General features: G+C 73.0%; 17 protein-coding genes. 10 read left to right on the top strand and 7 right to left on the bottom strand.

The window, feature by feature from the left end:
• Positions 1-338: sugar phosphate nucleotidyltransferase (locus tag AB0927_RS28330; protein WP_366670572.1), on the bottom strand; the 338-nt coding region annotated here is incomplete at its 3' end.
• Positions 335-2,137: a DUF5941 domain-containing protein gene (locus AB0927_RS28325; RefSeq protein WP_366670571.1), complete on the bottom strand. Its 1,803-nt coding sequence runs from the start codon at positions 2,135-2,137 to the stop codon at positions 335-337. The genes AB0927_RS28330 and AB0927_RS28325, both read right to left, overlap by 4 nt.
• 412 nt (positions 2,138-2,549) lie before the next feature.
• Here AB0927_RS28325 and galE point away from each other — a divergent pair, with 412 nt between their 5' ends.
• The 3 genes from galE to idi all read left to right on the top strand — a co-directional run bounded on the left by galE (position 2,550) and on the right by idi (position 5,395).
• Complete coding sequence (gene galE / locus AB0927_RS28320; protein ID WP_366670570.1) at positions 2,550-3,521, top strand: UDP-glucose 4-epimerase GalE; 972 nt, start codon at positions 2,550-2,552, stop codon at positions 3,519-3,521.
• A gap of 134 nt (positions 3,522-3,655) precedes the next feature.
• Positions 3,656-4,597, top strand: a complete 942-nt coding sequence (locus tag AB0927_RS28315; protein WP_366670569.1) for a cation diffusion facilitator family transporter — start codon at positions 3,656-3,658, stop codon at positions 4,595-4,597.
• 204 nt (positions 4,598-4,801) lie between these two features.
• The gene (gene idi, locus AB0927_RS28310; RefSeq protein WP_366670568.1) at positions 4,802-5,395 is read left to right on the top strand and encodes an isopentenyl-diphosphate Delta-isomerase; all 594 of its coding nucleotides are present in this window, start codon (positions 4,802-4,804) and stop codon (positions 5,393-5,395) included.
• A 30-nt stretch (positions 5,396-5,425) separates the two neighbouring features.
• On the opposite strand, the gene AB0927_RS28305 is transcribed toward idi, so the two are convergent.
• Both AB0927_RS28305 and AB0927_RS28300 read right to left on the bottom strand, forming a co-directional pair.
• Complete coding sequence (locus tag AB0927_RS28305) at positions 5,426-5,953, bottom strand: ATP-binding protein (protein ID WP_366670567.1); 528 nt, start codon at positions 5,951-5,953, stop codon at positions 5,426-5,428.
• Positions 5,954-6,065: 112 nt separating this feature from the next.
• A complete protein-coding gene (locus tag AB0927_RS28300) occupies positions 6,066-6,647 on the bottom strand; it encodes a DUF308 domain-containing protein (RefSeq protein WP_366670566.1) in 582 nt (193 codons plus the stop codon).
• Between the two features lie 126 nt (positions 6,648-6,773).
• Here AB0927_RS28300 and AB0927_RS28295 point away from each other — a divergent pair, with 126 nt between their 5' ends.
• The 5 genes from AB0927_RS28295 (at position 6,774) to AB0927_RS28275 (ending at position 11,904) form a co-directional block, all read left to right on the top strand.
• A complete protein-coding gene (locus tag AB0927_RS28295) occupies positions 6,774-7,523 on the top strand; it encodes an enoyl-CoA hydratase-related protein (protein WP_366670565.1) in 750 nt (249 codons plus the stop codon).
• Between the two features lie 378 nt (positions 7,524-7,901).
• Complete coding sequence (locus tag AB0927_RS28290) at positions 7,902-8,219, top strand: hypothetical protein (protein WP_366670564.1); 318 nt, start codon at positions 7,902-7,904, stop codon at positions 8,217-8,219.
• A gap of 173 nt (positions 8,220-8,392) precedes the next feature.
• The gene (locus AB0927_RS28285) at positions 8,393-8,524 is read left to right on the top strand and encodes an LPFR motif small protein (protein WP_366670563.1); all 132 of its coding nucleotides are present in this window, start codon (positions 8,393-8,395) and stop codon (positions 8,522-8,524) included.
• Positions 8,525-8,628: 104 nt separating this feature from the next.
• Complete coding sequence (locus tag AB0927_RS28280; RefSeq protein WP_366670562.1) at positions 8,629-11,025, top strand: Tex family protein; 2,397 nt, start codon at positions 8,629-8,631, stop codon at positions 11,023-11,025.
• Between the two features lie 204 nt (positions 11,026-11,229).
• Positions 11,230-11,904 carry a hypothetical protein gene (locus AB0927_RS28275; protein WP_366670561.1) on the top strand — a complete coding sequence of 225 codons (675 nt, stop codon included), beginning with the start codon at positions 11,230-11,232 and terminating at the stop codon, positions 11,902-11,904.
• Between the two features lie 52 nt (positions 11,905-11,956).
• Here the strand turns inward: AB0927_RS28275 and AB0927_RS28270 are convergent, their stop codons facing one another.
• The gene (locus tag AB0927_RS28270) at positions 11,957-13,597 is read right to left on the bottom strand and encodes an ABC-F family ATP-binding cassette domain-containing protein (protein ID WP_366670560.1); all 1,641 of its coding nucleotides are present in this window, start codon (positions 13,595-13,597) and stop codon (positions 11,957-11,959) included.
• A 152-nt stretch (positions 13,598-13,749) separates the two neighbouring features.
• Here AB0927_RS28270 and AB0927_RS28265 point away from each other — a divergent pair, with 152 nt between their 5' ends.
• Positions 13,750-14,691 (top strand): FAD-dependent oxidoreductase, encoded by a 942-nt coding sequence (locus tag AB0927_RS28265; RefSeq protein WP_366670575.1) that lies wholly within the window; start codon positions 13,750-13,752, stop codon positions 14,689-14,691.
• A 16-nt stretch (positions 14,692-14,707) separates the two neighbouring features.
• On the opposite strand, the gene AB0927_RS28260 is transcribed toward AB0927_RS28265, so the two are convergent.
• Positions 14,708-16,684 carry a Xaa-Pro dipeptidyl-peptidase gene (locus tag AB0927_RS28260; protein WP_366670559.1) on the bottom strand — a complete coding sequence of 659 codons (1,977 nt, stop codon included), beginning with the start codon at positions 16,682-16,684 and terminating at the stop codon, positions 14,708-14,710.
• A gap of 243 nt (positions 16,685-16,927) precedes the next feature.
• Between AB0927_RS28260 and AB0927_RS28255 the strand changes: the two genes are divergently transcribed.
• Entirely contained in the window at positions 16,928-18,421 is a 1,494-nt protein-coding gene (locus AB0927_RS28255) for a M1 family metallopeptidase (RefSeq protein ID WP_366670558.1), read from the top strand.
• A 104-nt stretch (positions 18,422-18,525) separates the two neighbouring features.
• Here AB0927_RS28255 and AB0927_RS28250 read toward each other — a convergent pair whose 3' ends face one another.
• Positions 18,526-20,091 carry an MFS transporter gene (locus tag AB0927_RS28250; RefSeq protein ID WP_366670557.1) on the bottom strand — a complete coding sequence of 522 codons (1,566 nt, stop codon included), beginning with the start codon at positions 20,089-20,091 and terminating at the stop codon, positions 18,526-18,528.
• Positions 20,092-20,112: the final 21 nt, after the last annotated feature.

Here is a 20,112-nt window from a genome sequence, read left to right as displayed (position 1 = left end):
TTGGCGAGGATCACACCGTCCTTGAGCGCGTCCCGCCCGCACCACAGGGAGTAGGCGTTGTTCCACTCCTCGGCCTTGTCGTTGTCGATCAGGGTCAGCTTCAGGCCGTACTTCTCCTCCAGGGCGGCCTTGCGCGCGTAGACGGCTTCCTTGCGGTAGCCGACGATGACCGCGACCTCGGTCAGACCGATCTCCGCGAAGTTGCCGAGGGTGAGGTCGAGAACCGTGGGCTCGCCCTCCATGCCCGCGGGCCCCACCGGCACCAGCGCCTTGGGCAGGGTGTCCGTGTAGGGGCGCAGACGCCGTCCGGCGCCGGCCGCCAGCACGAGGCCGATCATGCGGTTTCTCCTTCATCGTGTACGGCGGGTGCCCCTGCGGACACCCAGAACCGGATGCTCTCCGCGAGCACCACCAGGGCGACGACCACGGCGAGCACCGTGAGCGCGGCCTTGAACTGCGCGGCGGTGAGCGCCGCGGCCAGGACGGTGACGAGCAGGGTGCGCCCGTCATGCCCCCCGATGGAGCGCACCAGCCAGGCCGGCGGCGCTCCGGCGTTGCCGCGGATGCGGTACACCGTGTCGTAGTGATGGTAGGCGACGGCCGCCACCAGCCCGAAAGCCGCGGGAAGCGCCCCGTTCACGTCCGCCTTGGCGGCGAGGGCGAGGAGGGTGCCGTACTCGGCGGCGCGGAAGAACGGGGGGACCAGCCAGTCGAGGGCGCCCTTGAGCGGGCGGGCGACGGCGAGGGCCGAGGTGAGGACGTAGACCAGGGCGCCGATCACCGGCACCACGGAGCCGTACCCGGAGAAGGCCGAGCAGGCGACGACCGCGGCGCCGCCGAGCAGGGCGGCGGCGGGGACCGCGAGGCCGGGCAGGCCCCGCCGGGCGAGGCCCTTGACCGCCTCGGTGAGCGGGCCGAAGTCGGCGAGGTCCGCCAGCGCCTGGGCGGCGCGGTCGGTGCGGCGCGCCTTGCGGGTCAGGGAGCGCAGGCCCCGTCCCGCGGTGGTGTAGGTGGCGGCGAAGGCGCAGCCGACGAGCAGGGCGTAGAAGGTGATCCGCGGGGTGGTGACCGCGGTCAGGACCGCGATCATCGCCCAGCGCTCGCCGATCGGCAGCACGATCATCCGGCGCACCCAGACCGTCCAGCCGACGCTGTCCAGCTTGTCGGAGAGGGCGGCGGTGGGGCTGGTGTTGGCGGTGGCGTCGTGGTTGGCCTCGTTGAAGGAGAAGTCGACCACGTGCCGGCAGGTCTGCAGGACCATCGCGCCCAGGGCGAGGGCCCATACGTCGTCGTGGCCGCCGCGGGCCGCGCCCAGGGCGAGACCGGCGTAGTAGGCGTACTCCTTGGCCCGGTCGAAGGTGGCGTCGAGCCAGGCGCCGAGGGTGGAGTACTTCAGGGCGTAGCGGGCGAGCTGGCCGTCGGTGCAGTCCAGCACGAAGGAGGCGATCAGCAGCACGCCGGCGGCTATGAAACCGCCGCGGGTGCCGGTGGCCGCGCAGCCGGCCGCGATCAGCGCGGTGAGCAGCGAGGCGGTGGTGACCTGGTTCGGGGTCAGGCCGCGGCGGGCGCACCAGCGGGCGATGTAGCGCGAGTACGGGCTGACGCAGTGCGTGGTGAAGAAGCCGTCGCGGGACTTCACGGCCGACTTCAGGCGTACCGCCTCGTCGTCCACGGCGGCGACGGCCTGCCGCGCCTCGTTGCGGGCCTGCGGGTCGGCGGGTACGACGGCGACGAGGCTGCCCAGCTCGGGGCGGTGGACCTCGCTGCCGTCGGCGTCCAGCTCGGTGACGATGCGGTCGGCGAGGCTGCCTACGGCGACCGCGGTGCCGCCGCCCGAGGAGGTCTCGCGGGCCACGGCGCGGGTCAGCGCCTGCCGGGCGGCCGGCTGGGCGGTGACGGCGCCGGGGACGGCGGCGAGCGGGAAGCGGGGGTCGGTCAGGCCGAGGCGCAGGGCGTGCACATGGCCGACGAAGCCGGCGTCGACCACGGCGACCCGGTCACCGGCGGGTGCGGCGGCGAGCAGGGTCTCGGCCTCGGCGGTGCTCTCCGCCGTCCGGACGTCGAAGCCGAGGGCCCGCAGATCGCTGTCGAGCGACGATCCGGGGACCGGCTGGCCGGTGACGATGGCGGTCGGCAACCGAACTCACTCCCTGGGTGCCGGCGCGTCGGCGCCGGTCTTCTGCATGGTGGGGCGCCCCTTTGCCTGCGGCACCCGGGCGGCATGTCGGCAGAGGGTATCGGATGAGCCGAAGCCCGCGTTCACCGGCCGTTCACGGCCCGGCTCGCGGCCGCTGCCCCGCCCTTTGCCGCGATCATCATGGGCGATGCTCCCCCCGCCCCACAAACCGCGCACGCAGACCCGGGCATCCGGGACACCCGGGTACGGGACCGGCGACGAGGGGTGCCCGCCCGGTCGCCGACGGCGACGGCCGCGTCCGCATGGCGGTCGGCTCCCCGTCCGCCCGGTCCGGTTCCGGGCCGGGCGGGACGACCGGAGCGGCGGCCACCAGCCCGGCCGGCCGGACCCGCGGAGCATAGGGTGGGGAACCATGACGTGGCTGATCACCGGCGGGGCCGGATACATCGGGGCGCACGTGGCACGGGCCATGACCGGCGCCGGAGAGAAGGTCGTCGTACTGGACGACCTGTCGGCCGCCGTACCCGCGCGGCTGCCCTCCGAGGTGCCGCTCGTCACCGGCTCGACCCTCGACGGCTCCCGCCTGCGCGAGGTCCTCACGGAGTACGGCGTCACCGGCGTCGTCCACCTCGCCGCCCGCAAGCAGGTCGCCGAGTCGGTCGCCGAGCCCACCCGCTACTACCGGGAGAACGTCGGCGGCCTCGCCACCCTCCTGGACGCCATGGCGGGGTCGGACGTCCACCGGCTGCTGTTCTCCTCGTCCGCCGCGGTGTACGGCAATCCGGACGTGGACCTGATCACCGAGGACACCCCCTGCGCGCCGGTCAACCCCTACGGGGAGACCAAGCTGGCCGGCGAGTGGCTGGTCCGGGCGGCCGGGCGGGCGTACGGCATCTCGACCGTGTGCCTGCGCTACTTCAACGTGGCGGGCGCGGCCGCGCCGGAACTCGCGGACACCGGTGTGTTCAACATCGTGCCGATGGTCTTCGACCGGCTCACCCGCGGCGAGGCGCCCCGGATCTTCGGCGACGACTACCCGACGCCGGACGGCACCTGCGTACGGGACTACATCCATGTGGCCGACCTCGCCGAGGCCCACCTCGCGGCGGCGCGCCGCCTCGCCGCCGGTGCCCCGGCCGGCGATCTGACGCTGAACATCGGCCGCGGCGAGGGGGTCTCGGTCCGGGAGCTGATCACGGTCATCGGCGAGGTCTCCGGCGAGCGCCGGGAACCGGTCGTGGAGCCCCGCCGGCCGGGCGACGCGCCGCGCGCGGTCGCCTCGGCCGAGCGGGCCGCCCGGGAACTGGGCTGGCGCGCCCGCCGCGACGTGCGCGAGATGGTGCGCTCGGCCTGGGAGGGCTGGCTGCTGCACCACGCGAAGTAGGCCGCGACGCTCTGACCAGCGGATCGTTTCCGCAGGTCAGGGCACATGACAACGGTGTTCAGTACCGCGTTGCCCGATACCCCCCGCCCGTAGTTCACTGGGCCTCCGGACGACCAGGGAAGGACGGTTCCGTCATGGGGGCTGGGCACGATCACGGTCACGCGCACACGCATGCGCCGCCCACGGGCACGGCCGCGGCCGCCTACCGCGGCAGGCTGCGGATCGCGCTCTGCATCACCCTCACGATCATGGTGGTGGAGATCGCGGGCGGTCTCCTCGCGGACTCCCTCGCGCTGATCGCGGACGCCGCGCACATGGCGACGGACGCGGTCGGTCTCGGCATGGCGCTGCTCGCGATCCACTTCGCCAACCGCCCGGCGAGCACCAACCGCACCTTCGGCTTCGCCCGTGCCGAGATCCTCGCCGCCCTGGCCAACTGCCTGCTGCTGCTCGGCGTCGGCGGCTACGTGCTGTACGAGGCGGTGCAGCGGTTCGTCACGCCCGCGGACACCCACGGCGGCCTGATGATCGTGTTCGGCGCGATCGGCCTGCTGGCCAACTCCGTCTCGCTCATCCTGCTGATGCGCGGCCAGCAGGAGAGCCTGAACGTGCGGGGCGCCTTCCTGGAGGTCGCCGCCGACGCGCTGGGCTCGGTCGCGGTGATGATCTCGGCCGCCGTGATCCTGCTCACCGGATTCAGGGCCGCCGACCCGATCGCCTCTCTCGTCATCGGGCTGATGATCGTGCCGCGGACCCTGAAGCTGCTGCGCGAGACGCTGGACGTGCTGCTGGAGGCGGCGCCCAAGAACGTGGACATGGCGGATGTCCGGGCGCACATCCTGGCGCTGGACGGCGTGGAGGACGTCCACGACCTGCACGCCTGGACGATCACCTCCGGCATGCCGGTGCTGTCCGCGCACGTGGTGGTCAGCTCGGAGGTGCTCAACGCCATCGGGCACGAGAAGCTGCTGCACGAGTTGCAGGGCTGCGTCGGCGTCCATTTCGACGTCGAGCACTGCACCTTCCAACTGGAGCCGGGCGGGCACGCGGAGCACGAGGCGCGGCTCTGCCACTGAGCCGCCGGCGGCCCGCCGATCCGGCCGTTCAACCGTTCGAGGGCACCCGGACGATTTCCTCCCGCGGACTGAGGGCACGATGATCTACCGGGTCCCCCTTCCGGTGCCGTTGCACGCTCTGACATGCGGGTGTGCCGGGAAGTGCCGGGAGTGCCGGATTCGTACGGCAGACTTGGGGTGCGAAGACCGAGGCGAAGGATGGGTATGCCGATCACACCTGCCACCGAGACGCAGAGCTCGTCGAACGGCGCCGCACAGGCGATCCTGCTGGAACTCGTCGACGAGAAGGGCGTGACCATCGGCACCGAGGAGAAGCTCGCCGCCCATCAGCCGCCGGGGCATCTGCACCGCGCGTTCTCCGTGTTCCTCTTCGACGAGCAGGGCCGGATGCTGCTCCAGCAGCGGGCGCTGGGCAAGTACCACTCCCCCGGTGTGTGGTCCAACACCTGCTGCGGCCACCCCTACCCCGGCGAGGCGCCGTTCGCGGCGGCGGCCCGGCGCACGTACGAGGAGCTGGGCGTGTCCCCCTCGCTGCTGGCCCAGGCGGGGACCGTGCGCTACAACCACCCGGACCCGGCCTCGGGGCTGGTGGAGCAGGAGTTCAACCACCTGTTCGTCGGCCTGGTGCAGTCGGATCTCTCGCCGGACCCGGCGGAGGTCGCCGCGACCGCCTTCGTGACCGCGCCGGAGCTGGCCGAGCGGCACGCCAAGGACACGTTCTCGGCCTGGTTCATGACGGTGCTGGACGCGGCCCGCCCCGCGGTCCGGGAGCTGACGGGCCCGTCCGCGGGCTGGTGACGCCGCGCGCCGCGGCTTCGGAAGCGGGCCTCAGGGACACGCGGGCTTGAGCGGCAGGGCGGCCCAGATCACCTTGCCGCCGCTCGCCGTCTGCTCCACGTCGAGCACCCCGCCGGCCTCCCGCGCCACCTCGCGCACGAGGAGCAGCCCCCGCCCGCCGGTCCGGCCGTGATCGGCCTCCAGGGCCGTCGGGCGGTAGGGGTGGTTGTCCTCAACGGACACCCGCACCCACTCGGCGCCGACCGCGACCTCCACGGCCAGCACGGGCGACAGCAGCGCCGCGTGCTTCACGGCGTTCGTGACCAGTTCGGAGACGATCAGCAGCAGGCCGTGCGCCACCTCCTCGGAGACCGGTACGCCCTGGCGCAGCAGCAGGTCCCGTACGGCGTGCCGGGCCTGCGGGACCGAGGCGTCCACCGCGGCCGCGGTGAACCGCCAGACGCCCTCGTACGGCAGTGGGTGGGGCGCCGGCTCGGCGCCCCCCGCCGGGCGCGGGCCGCCTCCGCCCCCGTGGTCGTCCCTCGTCCGGTCGCCGTCCTCGCGCTCGATTGTCGCCACGCGTCGAGTGTTGGCAACGATCGGCTCCGGTCCGGACACCTGACCAGAAGTCGCCGGGTATCGAGCGCTTTCCGACCGACTGGTTATGACAACGTCACGTGTCGGACTGCTTTCACGCCTGCCGCTGCTCGCTGACGAGGCCGACGATCCGCCGGCCCCCGTAGCCGGTGGCGAGCAGGCCGAGGCCGTCGAAGAGCAGGGCGAGCGAGAAGAAGGCGCCGATGACGTACTGGCTGCTGCTGGGCCAGTGGGCGAGGACCAGGATGCCGAGCAGCAGGTCGAAGACGCCGAGCAGCAGGGTCCAGCCGAACTGGGGGCCGCGCACGACGATGCTGCCGACCATCCGGAAGAGGCCGGCGGACAGGAACAGCAGCGCGGCGAACATGGTGAGCGCGGCGGCGGCCGCGTGGGGCACCCTGATGACCACGACGCCGGCCGCGATGTTCAGGGCGGCGACGATCACGCCGAGCCAGAAGTAGTTGGTGCCGCGGGCCTGGATCGCGTGCGCCAGGCCGACGATCCCGCCGATCAGCAGGAGCCAGCCGAACAGCAGCATCGAGGTGAGCGTGGCGACCCCGGTGTAGACGAGCCCGACGAGTCCGGCGAGGACGAGGATCACGCCGAGCACCGCGAGCAGGCCGAAGCCCTGGCGCATCGACGTCGCCCTGTCCTTGGGCTTTCGCACCCTGGCCATCCGCCACCTCCTCGGTCGGCTCACCGCACGGACGCTACTGACCTCACCTTTTTAAGGGCTTTACACCATTTTGTCCCCTTCGGGGGCGGTGTCGTAACTCCGGGGCGGACGGATAGCATCCGGCGCATGGATCCCCAGCTGTCCCACCAGGTCACCGACTCCGTCGCCACGGTCGTGATCGGCAACCCGGCCAAACGCAACGCCATGACGGCCGGGATGTGGCGGGCGCTGCCGCCGCTGCTGGCGGGGCTCGCGCGGGATCCCGGGGTACGGGCGCTGGTGCTGACCGGCGAGGGCGCGACCTTCTGCGCGGGCGCGGACATCTCCACGCTGCGCGGGTCGGCCGGCGCGGCGCAGGGGCTCGCGGTGGCGGCGGAGGAGGCGCTGGCCGCGTTCCCGAAGCCGACCGTGGCCGCGGTGCGGGGGCACTGCGTGGGCGGCGGGGTGCAGCTCGCGGCGGCCTGCGATCTCCGGCTGGCCGAGGAGGGCGCCCTGTTCGGGGTGACCCCGGCGCGGCTCGGCATCGTCTACCCCTCCTCCTCGACCCGCCGGCTGGTGTCACTGGTGGGTCCGGCCACCGCCAAGTACCTGCTGTTCACGGCCCAGTTGATCGACACCGAGCGCGCGCTGCGCACCGGCCTGGTGGACGAGGTGCTGCCCGAGGGCGAACTGGGCAAGCGGGTGGGCGAGTTGACCCGTACGCTGGTCTCCCGCTCGCAGCTCACCCAGGCCGCCGCCAAGGAGTTCGCGAACGGCCGCACGGACCGGGACGCCCACTGGACGGACCAGGCCCGCACCAGCGACGACACCACGGAGGGCGTCACCGCCTTCCTGGACCGCCGGACCCCCCACTTCACCTGGACACCGCCCGAGTGACCCGCGCCGCCGGCCTGGCCGGTGTGCGGGTGGGGAACGCCGGCCACTACGGCGCGATGCTCGCGCGACCGCGTGCCGATCACTGCCGCCCGGCGGGGTGGGCCGCTCGATCGCTGAGGAACCCGGCGCGGGCGCGTGCGGACGGCATGTGCGCTGTTACTCACTTTCGGGTGAGCGCGGGGGCGTGAAAGGGCGTGAAAGCGCAGGAAGAGGGCGCATTCAGGGCATAAATGGTTGCTACAGGCGACTGTTACAGAAATCTCTCATATCCGTAATGCCACCCGTGCGTCCTCCGCGTCGGGCGGGGCGCGGGTTGCAGGGTGTGGGCGTGCGGCCGACCGGTCGCCAACGCGCACAACACCCTTGAAGGAGGACCTCGTGTCCTTTCTCGCCTCTGTCCGCAGACTGACCGCCGCCGGAGTGCTGGCCGCCGCCGTCGTGGGCGCGGCCGCCCTGCCGGCCGCCGCCGCGGGCCGGCCCGTGGCCCACCCGCACCAGGTGGTCTCCGGCGACGCGCGGCACTCCGCGCACCCCGGCGACCGCTGGGACCGCGACCACCGGCGCGACCGTGACCGCCGCGACGACGGCCGGCGCCACGGCCACTGGCACGGCCGCTACGACGACCACGACCGCCGCGACTACCGCGACTACCGCGACTACCGCGACCACGATCACCGCAGCCACCGCCGGCACTGATCCGCGAGTCGCCGTCGGCATCGGGACTCGCCGGGGCCGGGCAGGACACACGTCCTGCCCGGCCCTCCCGCGTGTCCGCGTCGCCGGGGACGACGTCACCGGGCGGGTTCCAGGACGCGCCGCCGAGGTACCCGGTCCGGGTCCGCAGGACCGCGACGAGAGGAGACAGTTCCGTGTTCCGTGCCATCGCAGACGTGTTGCGGCAGATCGGCGGGGCCATCGCCACGGTGGTCACGCTGCCCTTCCGGGCGCTCGCCCGGCTGTTCGGCGGGGCGTCGGCCGCCGCCGGCGGGCGCCGGGCCTGACACTCACCGGATCCCGGGACGCCACGTCGCGCCCTGATCCACGGTCGCCGGTGTCACCTGCCACAATTGCCGCGCAACCTCAGTGGAGAAGGCGGTACGGGATCGTGACGACACCCGGGTCCATCGAAGCAGGATCCATCGAAGGCAGGATCGCCGAGGAACTCGGCGTACGGGAGCGGCAGGTGAAGGCCGCGGTGGAACTGCTCGACAGCGGTTCGACCGTGCCCTTCATCGCCCGCTACCGCAAGGAAGCGACCGAGACGCTCGACGACGCGCAGTTGCGCACGATCGAGGAGCGGCTGCGCTATCTGCGGGAGCTGGAGGACCGGCGGACGGCGATCCTGGAGTCGGTGCGCGAACAGGGCAAGCTCACCGAGGAGCTGGAGGCTCGGATCCGCGGCGCCGAGACCAAGGCGCGACTGGAGGACGTCTACCTCCCGTACAAGCCCAAGCGGCGCACCAAGGCGCAGATCGCACGCGAGGCGGGCCTGGAGCCGCTGGCCGAGGGCCTGCTGGGCGACCCGTCGGTGGCACCGCTGTCGGCGGCCTCCGCGTTCGTGGACACGGACAAGGGCGTCGCCGATCCGCAGGCCGCCCTGGAGGGCGCGCGGGCGATCCTCACCGAGCGGTTCTCCGAGGACGCCGACCTGATCGGCGAGCTGCGCGAACGCATGTGGGCGCGCGGGCGGCTGGCCGCGAAGGTGCGGGAGGGCAAGGAGGAGGCGGGCGCCAAGTTCGCCGACTACTTCGACTTCACCGAGCCGTTCACCGAGCTGCCCTCGCACCGCGTCCTGGCGATGCTGCGCGGCGAGAAGGAGGAGGTGCTCGACCTCGTCCTGGAGCCGGAGGAGCCCACCGAGGGCCCGTCGTCGTACGAAGGCATCGTGGCCCACCGCTTCGGCATCGCCGACCGGGGCCGGCCCGCCGACAAGTGGCTGACGGACACGGTCCGCTGGGCCTGGCGCACCCGCATCCTGGTGCACCTCGGCATCGACCTGCGGCTGCGGCTGCGCACGGCCGCCGAGGACGAGGCGGTGAACGTGTTCGCGGCGAACCTGCGCGACCTGCTGCTCGCCGCCCCGGCCGGCACCCGCGCCACGCTGGGCCTGGACCCCGGTTTCCGCACCGGTGTGAAGGTCGCCGTGGTCGACGCCACCGGCAAGGTCGTGGACACGGACGTGATCTACCCGCACGTCCCGGCCAACAAGTGGGACGAGGCCATCGCCAAGCTGGCCCGGCTCGCCGAGCGGCACGCGGTCGACCTGGTCGCGATCGGCAACGGCACCGCCTCCCGCGAGACCGACAAGCTCGCCGCCGAACTCATCGCCAAACACCCGGAGTTGAACCTCACCAAGGTGATGGTGTCGGAGGCCGGCGCCTCGGTGTACTCGGCGTCGGCGTACGCCTCCCAGGAACTGCCCGGCATGGACGTGTCGCTGCGCGGCGCGGTCTCCATCGCCCGGCGCCTCCAGGACCCGCTGGCCGAGCTGGTGAAGATCGACCCGAAGTCCATCGGCGTCGGCCAGTACCAGCACGACCTGTCCGAGGTGAAGCTCTCCCGCTCGCTGGACGCGGTGGTCGAGGACTGTGTGAACGGCGTCGGCGTGGACGTCAACACCGCGTCCGTGCCCCTGCTGGCCCGGGTGTCGGGCGTCTCGGCCGGGCTGGCGGAGAACATCGTGGCGCACCGGGACGCCAACGGCCCCTTCACCTCCCGCTCGGAGCTGAAGAAGGTGGCGCGGCTCGGCCCCAAGGCGTACGAGCAGTGCGCGGGCTTCCTGCGCATCCGCGACGGCGCCGACCCGCTGGACGCCTCCAGCGTGCACCCGGAGTCGTACCCCGTGGTGCGGCGCATGGTGAAGACCACGGGCCAGGAGGTGGCCTCCCTCATCGGCAACACGGCGGTGCTGCGCTCGCTGCGGCCGGCCGACTTCGTGGACGACACCTTCGGTCTGCCGACCGTCTCGGACATCCTCAAGGAGCTGGAGAAGCCGGGCCGCGACCCGCGTCCGGCCTTCAAGACGGCCACCTTCAAGGAGGGCGTGGAGAAGCTCTCCGACCTGTCCGCCGGGATGATCCTGGAGGGCGTGGTGACGAACGTGGCGGCCTTCGGCGCGTTCGTGGACATCGGCGTCCACCAGGACGGCCTGGTCCATGTCTCCGCGATGTCCAGGACGTTCGTCAAGGACCCGCGGGACGTGGTGAAGCCGGGTGACATCGTCAAGGTGAAGGTCCTGGACGTGGACATCCCGCGCAAGCGGATCGGCCTGACCCTGCGCCTGGACGACGAGGCGGCCCCGGCGGACCAGCCCGGCGGCGGCAAGCGCCAGCGCGGCGGAGCCCGCCCGCCCCAGCAGCGGCAGGGCGGCGGCCAGGGTCAGGGCCAGCGGCAGGGCCGCGGCGCGGGCGACCGGGGCGGACGGCAGGCGCCGGCCCCCGCCAACAGCGCCATGGCCGACGCGCTGCGCCGCGCGGGCCTGCTCGATCCCAAGCAGCGCTGACCCGTCGTCGGTGAAGGGCCGGGGCCTGTGTGGCTCCGGCCCTTCCGCGTCTCGCGCACCAGTGGACGGCGGCCGAAACAGACTTTTCCCCGTATCGGTGGGTTTAGGACGAGGAAATACACGAAGTGGGCACAGCGTCCACCCGCCCCCTCCACACTCGCTTCTGTGCACGTGACGTGCACGCGAAGCAATGGGGAGGACTCTGTGTTCCGCACTACCAAGCAGCGCCTGGCGGCGTGCACGGCCGCCGCGGCCGTAGCCGCCGCGGCGGCCTCGTTCGCCGCTCCCACGACGGCCACCGGCGCCGCGGCCCGCAGTGAGCTGACGTACGGCAGCATCATCCTGCTGCAGAACCAGTACGGCGGCGACGGCGGCTACCTCGACACCAACGGCGTCGCCAACCAGCCGGGTGCCACCTACAACGTGAGCACCAACAACCGGCCCAACAGCCGCGGCCCGGCCACCTCGGAATGGCGGGTCGTCTCCGCCACCGGCAAGGCCAACGGCTCCCGCGTCGTCAGCGGTGACGTCGTCTACCTCGTCAACCAGTACGGCAGCCGCCACACCTACCTCGACGCCAACGGCGTCTCCGGTCAGCCGGGCGCCAAGTACAAGGTCTCCGCCACCACCACCAAGGACCGCGGTCCCGGCACCGGCAAGTGGCACATCTTCGGCGTGCGGTCCGCGCCGAACGACGGCCGCATCCGCACCGACGACATCGTGCGCCTGCTCAACGACTACGGCTCCGCCAACGGCGGCTTCCTCGACACCAACGGCCGCTCCGCCCAGGGCGGCGGCGCCAAGTACGCCGTCTCCACCAGCCCCTACAGCGACCGCGGCAGCGGCACGGGCTCCTGGAAGGTGCTGCCCACCACCTGACCCGCCAGGGCGCCGCGCCCCGGGGAGCCGCACCTCCCCGGGGCGCGGCGCCTCAGCGCTCGGTCACCTTGCCCGCCGCGACCTCCCAGCGCCGGGTCACCCGGACCGCGTCGAGCATGCGGCGGTCGTGGGTGACCAGCAGGAGGGTGCCCGTGTAGGCGTCCAGGGCGGACTCCAACTGCTCGATGGCGGGCAGGTCGAGGTGGTTGGTGGGCTCGTCCAGGACGAGGAGGTTGACGCCCCGGCCCTGGAGCAGGGCGAGGGCGGCGCGGGTGCGTTCGCCCGGCGAGAGGGTCGCGGCCGGGCGCAGCACGTGGTCCGACTTGAGGCCGAACTTGGCGAGCAGGGTACGGACCTCCACCGGTTCGGTGTCGGGGACGGCCGCGCAGAAGGCGTCCAGCAGCGCCTCGGGACCGTGGAACAGGCCCCTGGCCTGGTCGACCTCGCCGACGAGCACGCCCGAGCCGAGGGCCGCGTGCCCGTGGTCCAGCGGAATCCGGCCGAGCAGGGCGGCCAGCAGGGTCGACTTGCCGGCGCCGTTGGCCCCGGTGACCGCGACCCGGTCGGCCCAGTCGATCTGCAGGCTGACCGGTCCGAAGGTGAAGTCGCCGCGCCGGACCTCGGCGTCCCGCAGCGTCGCCACCACGGCGCCCGAGCGCGGGGCGGCCGCGATCTCCATGCGCAGTTCCCACTCCTTGCGCGGCTCCTCGACCACCTCCAGGCGCTCGATCATCCGCTGGGTCTGCCGGGCCTTGGCGGCCTGCTTCTCGCTGGCCTCGCTGCGGAACTTGCGGCCGATCTTGTCGTTGTCGTTGCCCGCCTTGCGCCGGGCGTTCTTGACGCCCTTGTCCATCCAGGACCGCTGGGTCTGCGCCCGTTCCTGGAGGGCGGCCTTCTTGTCGGCGAACTCGTCGTACTCCTCGCGGGCGTGCCGCCGGCCCACCTCGCGCTCCTCCAGGTAGGCCTCGTAGCCGCCGCCGTAGAGGCTGATCCGCCCCTGCGCCAGGTCGAGTTCGAGGACCTTGGTGACGGTGCGGGTGAGGAACTCGCGGTCGTGGCTGACGAGGACGGTGCCCGCGCGCAGCCCGGTGACGAACCGCTCCAGGCGCTCCAGGCCGTCGAGGTCGAGGTCGTTGGTGGGCTCGTCCAGGAGGAAGACGTCGTAGCGGGAGAGCAGCAGGGAGGCGAGTCCGGCGCGGGCCGCCTGGCCGCCGGAGAGCGAGGTCATCGGCTGGTCCAGGCCGACGGCGAGGCCGAGCGAGTCGGCGACCTCCTCGGCGCGCTCGTCCAGGTCGGCGCCGCCGAGGCCGAGCCAGCGCTCCAGGCTCACCGCGTAGGCGTCGTCGGCGCCGGGCGCGCCGTCGACCAGCGCCTGGGTGGCCTCGTCCATGAGCCGCTGCGCCTCGGCGACGCCGGTACGGCGGGCCAGGAACTCCCGCACGCTCTCCCCCGGCCTGCGCTCGGGTTCCTGCGGCAGATGGCCGACGGTGGCGGTGGGCGGGGACAGGCGCAGTTCGCCCTGCTCGGGCGCGAGGAGTCCGGCGAGCATCCGCAGCAGCGTGGACTTGCCCGCGCCGTTGGCGCCGACCAGCCCGATCACGTCGCCGGGCGCCACGACGAGGTCGAGCCCGGAGAAGAGCGAGCGGTCACCGTGCCCGGCGGCGAGGTTCTTGGCGACGAGGGTGGCAGTCATCAGGACGCCGATCCTAGTGGGCCCGCCGCACGCCCCGGTTCCGTTGGTGCTCCGCCGGTGCCGGTCATCTGTGAGTATCCCCACGCCAGACGATGTGCGCGGGGCTCTGACGGGGACGGGCCGGCAGGGCCTATGGTCCAGACGTGAACAGCGTGATCCCTGAGACGAGTGACGAAGTGATCGTGGTCGGCGGCGGCGTCGTCGGGCTCACGACGGCCGTGGTGCTGGCCGAGGCCGGTCGGCGGGTGGCCGTGTGGACGCGGGAGCCCGCCGAGGAGACCACGTCGGCGGTCGCCGGCGGCCTGTGGTGGCCGTATCGCATCGAACCGGAGCGGCTCGTCGGCGCGTGGGCGCTGGAGACCCTCGCGGTGTACGAGGAGTTGGCCGAGCGGCCCGGGGAGACGGGCGTACGGCTGGTCGACGGTGTCCATCAGGGGGCGCGCCTGGACGGGCTGGGCGACTGGGCGGGCCGGGTGCCGGGGCTGCGGGCCGTGCCGGACGGGCTGGCGGCGCGGCTGCCGGTGATCGACATGCCGACGCATCTGGCGTGGCTGCGGGAGCGGCTCGTGCGGGCCGGCGGCACGGTGGTGCTGCGCGAGGTGGCCGATCTCGCCGAGGTGCCCGCCGACGTGGTGGTCAACTGCTCGGGCCTCGGGGCGCGTTCGCTGGCCGAGGACGCCTCGGTGCGGCCGGTGCGGGGGCAGCTGGTGGTGGTCGAGAATCCCGGCGTCGACACGTACTACACGTCCGTCGACCATTCCTCGCCGGTCGCCGCGTATTTCATTCCGCAGCCGTACGGGCTGATCCTCGGTGGCACGGCCCAGGAGGGCGACTGGTCCTCGGAGCCGGATCCGGACACGGCGGCGGAGATCATCGCCCGGTGTGCGCGGGTGCGGCCGGAGATCGCGGGGGCGCGGGTGCTGGCCCACAAGGTGGGGCTGCGGCCGTACCGGGACGCGGTGCGGCTGGAGCGGCAGTCGTTGCCCGGCGGGCGGACGGTGGTGCACTCGTACGGCCATGGCGGTGCCGGGGTGACGGTGGCGTGGGGGTGCGCGCGGGAGGCGGCCGGGCTGGTGCCGGACCCGGCCGCCTGAGACCCGCGGGCGGGGATCAGCCCGCCGGGAGGTGCGTGGTGGTGCGCGGTGCGCGCAGGCCCTTCGGCCGGTCCGGGGCCGGGGCCTGCGCCGTGGTACCCGAGGTGGCGCGGGCGAAGGCCTGGGCGCCGCCGACCAGCGGCAGCCGGGCCGACGTGCCGGCCAGGAGCACCGTCAGCGACGGCGTCGTGGACGGCGGGTCGATCAGGTCCCGGTCCGTGCCCGCGATGACCAGGGCGAGGCGGTGGCCCTTGGGGACGACGTGGTCGGTCGCGGCCAGGGTGAGGGTCATGGTGTAGGCCTTGCCCGGGGTGAGCGGGACGCCCTTGGCGAGGGAGGCGTAGTGGCCGAGGTCGGCCCAGCCCCGGCTGAAGACCGTGTAGTCGACGTCGGCGGTCTTCGGGGCGGTCTCCAGGTAGCAGGCGCTGTCGCCGGCGGTGCTCGCGCCCCAGCAGGTGCGGTCCGTCAGCGTGGTGATGCCCTCGGCCTCGTCGGCGTAGTCGCGGATGGTGTCCGGGCCGACGTCGACGAGGACGGCGGAGAGATGGGCCGAGGCGGTGGTCGGCGTCGCGGTGACCGTCACCTGTGAGGTGCCGGACAGGCGAAGGTCGTGGGCGAGGGGTGCGGTGAGGAAGCCGGTCTTCTCGGGGGTGGACGTGGTCAGCCGGGCCGCCCAGTCGGTCTCGCCCAGTCGGGGGTCGTCGGTGAACGTCTCGGTGCCGGCGGCCGGGCGGAGTCCGAGGGTGCCGACGCCGGGGCCGGTGCCGGGAGCCGGGTGGAGCGTGGTGGCGCGGGTACCGGCGGGCGGCCAGGTGGCGGAGGTGACCCACTGGCCGGGGTGGCGTTCGACGTCGGCCACCGGCTCGCGGTCGATGCCGTTGTGGTAGCCGAGGAGTTCGTGGTCGAACCAGCGGTGCAGGGTGTCGACCCAGGCGCCGCGCCGGTAGTCGAAGGGGTCGACGTGGCCGGTCTGGGACAGCCACAGCTTGCGCGCGACGCCGTGCTCGGCGAGGGCGTCCCACCACTGGCCGAAGTGCTTGGTGCGGACGTTGAGGTCCTGCATGCCCTGCGCCACGAACACGCTGGCGCGCACCTTGGCCGCGTCCTTGACGTAGTCCCGCTCGGTCCACAGCGGGGTCCAGTCGCCGCTGCGCGGGCTGCCGTCGGCGAGCTTTCGCTGCTCGGCCGCGCAGTGGGCCTGGGCCGCGTCGCTCTCCACGTACCCGGCGAGTTCGTCGGGGCCGCCGTCGTAGAGCGGGGCGCCCTGGGCGAAGTAGTAGTCGTACCAGGAGGAGATGGCGCTGATCGGCACGATGGTCCGCAGGCCCTTGACGCCCGTGGCGGCGACGCCGTTGGCGATGGTGCCGTCCCAGCTCTTGCCGATCATGCCGGTGCTGCCGTCGGTCCAGGTGGCCTTGACGGCCTGGGTGCCGGTGCGGCTCGTGTACGCCTTGGCGCGGCCGCCCAGCCAGTCGATCACGGCCTTCGCGGACTGGATGTCGGAGCGGCCGCCGACGTCGACGCAGCCGTCGGAGCGGTCGGTGCCGGCGAGGTCGACGCCGACGAAGGCGTAGCCGCGGGGCACGAAGTAGTTGTCGTAGAACAGCGGCATCTGGACGACGTGGCCGCCGGCGTCGTACGTCTTGACCTGGCTCTCGTTGCCGCGCCCGCAGCAGGAGTAGTACGGGCTGGCGTCCATGATGACCGGCACCTTGCGGCCCGCGCGGGCCGGTTCGGCGGGGCGGACGATGTCGGCGGCGACGCGGTCGGGCCTGCCGTCGCGGTCCTCGTCGAGGCCCGTGTCCACCCAGACGGACTCGCGGACGGCGTGGGCGTACGAGTAGACGGGGGCGCTCTCGGCGGGCGGCGCGGCGTGCGCGGCGGCCGGGGTGAGGAAGGCGGCCAGCAGGGCGGCGACGGCCGCCGCCGCGAGCGCTCGCCACGGGGTGCGGGGCGTGCGCAGCGGCGCCCGGTCAGGTGTGCTCTTCGGCATGGGCGGACGGTACTCCGGTCAACCCCCGGTCCAGAAGAGCGCGTTACGGCACCCGGGTGGCTCGTTGCGGCCGAATGGCGATCGTGTGACGGCAGGGGTCATGGACAGGGCGAGGGGCTCAGGGGGTGAATAGGCTCCGGACAGAGATCTCCGGGCGAGGTGCCCCGAACGGGTGCTCCGAACGGGGTACTTCGCGACGGGGTCTCCTGAACGGACCCGCAGTCCCGACGACTTGGAGCTGACGTGCACCGCAGAATCATCGCGCCGGGCGCACTGGCGGCGGCCTCCCTCCTGCTGGCGATCCCGGCATCGGCCGCGAGCTACTCCCCCGGCGCGCCGGGCATCGGCGACCCCTACTACCCGTACTACGGCAACGGCGGCTACGACGTCTCGCACTACGGCCTCAGTCTGCGGTACCAGCCGACGACGGACGAGCTGCGGGGCACCGCGACGATCAAGGCGCGGACCACACAGGATCTGTCCCGTTTCGACCTGGACTTCCTGCTGGACGTGAGCGAGGTGCGGGTCAACGGCGCCAAGGCGTCCTTCACGCACGCGGAGCAGCACGAGCTGGTGGTCACGCCGAAGCGTCCGCTGGCGAAGGGCACGCCGCTCACGGTCGTGGTCCGCTACAGCGGGGTGCCGTCCACGAAGAGCGCCTACGGCTTCACCACCTGGCACCGCACGCCGGACGGCGCGGTCGCGGCGGACGAGCCCGAGTCGGCGTGGTGGTGGTTCCCGAGCAACGACCACCCGAGTGACAAGGCGACGTACGACGTCTCGGTCGCCGTGCCGGACGGCACCCAGGCGGTCTCCAACGGCACGCTCCGGTCGACCGTCTCGAAGCGGGGCTGGACCAGTTACTCCTGGCGCCAGGACAAGCCGCAGGCGACCTATCTGGCCACGCTCGCGATCGGCGGGTTCGACCTCACCACGAGCCGCTCCGGGCGCGGGGTGCCGGTGATCAACGCCTACAGCAAGGACCTGGGTGCCGTCGACGGGGCCGCGCGGGCGAGCGTGGAGCGCACCGGGGAGATCGTCGACTGGCTGAGCGGCTATTTCGGGCCGTATCCGTTCGCCACCGCCGGCGGTTACGTCCCGAACACGACCACCGGGTACGCGCTGGAGACCCAGACCCGCGTCTACTACAGCCCCCGGCAGTTCGCGAAGGGCGCCAACCCCTCGGTGGTCGTGCACGAGCTGGCCCACCAGTGGTACGGGGACGACGTGTCGGTGAAGGGCTGGAAGGACATCTGGCTCAACGAGGGGTTCGCCACGTACGCGGAGTGGCTGTGGTCGGAGCACGAGGGCGAGGGCACCGCGCAGCAGCTCGCCGACCACGTGTACTCCTCGCACCCGGCCGACGACCCCTTCTGGACCGTCGCGCCCGGCGATCCCGGTCCGGACGACCAGTTCGACGACGCCGTCTACGACCGGGGCGCGGCCGCCATCCAGGCGCTGCGGAACGAGGTCGGCGACGACGCCTTCTTCCGCATCCTGAAGGGCTGGCCGAGGACGCACGCCTATGGCAACGCGTCCGTGGCCGACTTCGAGAAGTACGCCGAGAAGGTCTCCGGCAAGCCGCTCGCGGGGCTCTTCGACACCTGGCTGTACCAGCCGGTGAAGCCGCCCGCGTCCGCGGCCCGGTCCTTCGCGGCGGCGGACACGGCGGACCCGGCATCTCAGCCGAAGTCCTGGAAGCAGATCGAGGCGGCGCACGCGGAACACGGCCGCTGACCCCGCCCGGCTGCCCGCGGACAACGCCCTCCCGGCCCATCGCGTTCGTCCGATGGGCCGGGAGGGCGCGGGGCCGGGGGGCGGCACGGCCGTGCCGCCGGGGTTCAGGCGCGGGTGGCGAGGGGGGACTCGCGCGGGGTCGGCACGGCGGCTCCGGTCGCGCCCGTCGTGCCCTGCGGCTCCGGCAGCCACATGGTCAGCAGGGCCATCGCCGCCGCGCACACCGCGATGACGAGGAACAGCAGGCGCACGTCGCCGCCGTCGAAGACGAGCACCGAGGTGAAGACGATCCCGCCGACGTTGCCGTACGCGCCCGCCAGGCCGGCGATCTGGCCGCCGGCACGGCGGTTGACCAGCGGGACCATCGCGTAGACCGCGCCGTTGCCGCCCTGGATGAAGACCGACGCCAGCGCGGCCAGCGCGACGCCCGCCCACAGCCCCCAGCCGCTCGTCATCCGGGAGAGGACGAGGAAGACGGCCACGGCGCCGACCAGCAGGATCCGCAGGGCCGTCCGCCGCTGGGGAAGCGCGTCGGACAGCAGCCCGCCCGCGGGGCGCGTGACCAGGTTGGTGCAGGCGAAGGCGCTGCCCGCGGCGGCCGCGGCCGCGACGCCGAGCCCGAAGGTGTCGGCGAAGTAGGCGGGGAGCAGGGAGACCACGGCCAGTTCGGTGCCGAACGTCACGAAGTACGCCAGCGACAGCAGCGCCACCAGCCGGAACGGGTAGCGCTCGGCGGGCGGATGGGCGTCGGCGAGCGCCGTGCGGTTCACCGACAGGGTGCGCATCGCCTGCGCCGCGTAGCCGGCCACGAGCACGACGACGACGGCGACGAAGGCGGACTCGGGGATGACTCCGGCGTCGCAGATGCGGTAGGCGACGAGACCGAGGACGGCGATCGGCGGGAGCTGCACCGCCAGCAGCCCGAACACCGCCCGGCGGCTGGTGACTTCGAGGGCGCCCTGCCGGCGCGGCCGCTGGTACGCGGAGCCCTCGGGGGTGTCGCGCACGGCGAAGAGGTAGACGAGGCCGTAGAGCGCGGAGAGCACGCCGGCGAGTCCGATGCCCCAGCGCCAGCCGCCGGCGTGGCCCGCGAGGAGGACGGAGAGGCCGGGCAGCACCAGGGAGGCCGCGGCCGAGCCGAAGTTGCCCCAGCCGCCGTAGAAGCCCTCGGCCGTGCCGATCTCCTCGCGGGAGAACCACTCGGCGACCATCCGGATGCCGACCACGAACCCGGCGCCGACCACGCCGAGCAGCAGGCGGCTGAAGACCAGGACCGGGAAGCTCGACGCGGTCGCGAAGATCGTGTTCGGGACGACCGCGAAGATCAGGATCGACGCGTACACCCGGCGTGGGCCGAAGCGGTCCAGGAGCATGCCCACCCCGATCCGCGCGGGGACGGTCAGCGCCAGGTTGCACAGCGAGAGGGTGAGCGACTGCCCCTTGGTCAGGTGGAGTTCGGCGGCTATCTGCCCGGCGAACGGCGCCATGTCGAACCAGACGAGGAAGGTGAGGAAGAACGCCAGCGTCGTCAGGTGCAGGATCCGGTGACGGCCGCGGAAGGACGCCAGCGCACCGAGCCGGCGGAACGCGACGGCGAACGAGGAGGGAGACGAGGAGGGGGACGGAGAAGGGGGCGAGGAGGACGAAGAGGGCAGGGGCGAGGAGGGCATGGAGGCTCCGGCGGGATGGTG

The organism is Streptomyces sp. NPDC048106 (genome assembly GCF_040706415.1).
Taxonomy (GTDB): domain Bacteria; phylum Actinomycetota; class Actinomycetes; order Streptomycetales; family Streptomycetaceae; genus Streptomyces.
This window is presented reverse-complemented; position numbering and strand designations above follow the sequence as displayed.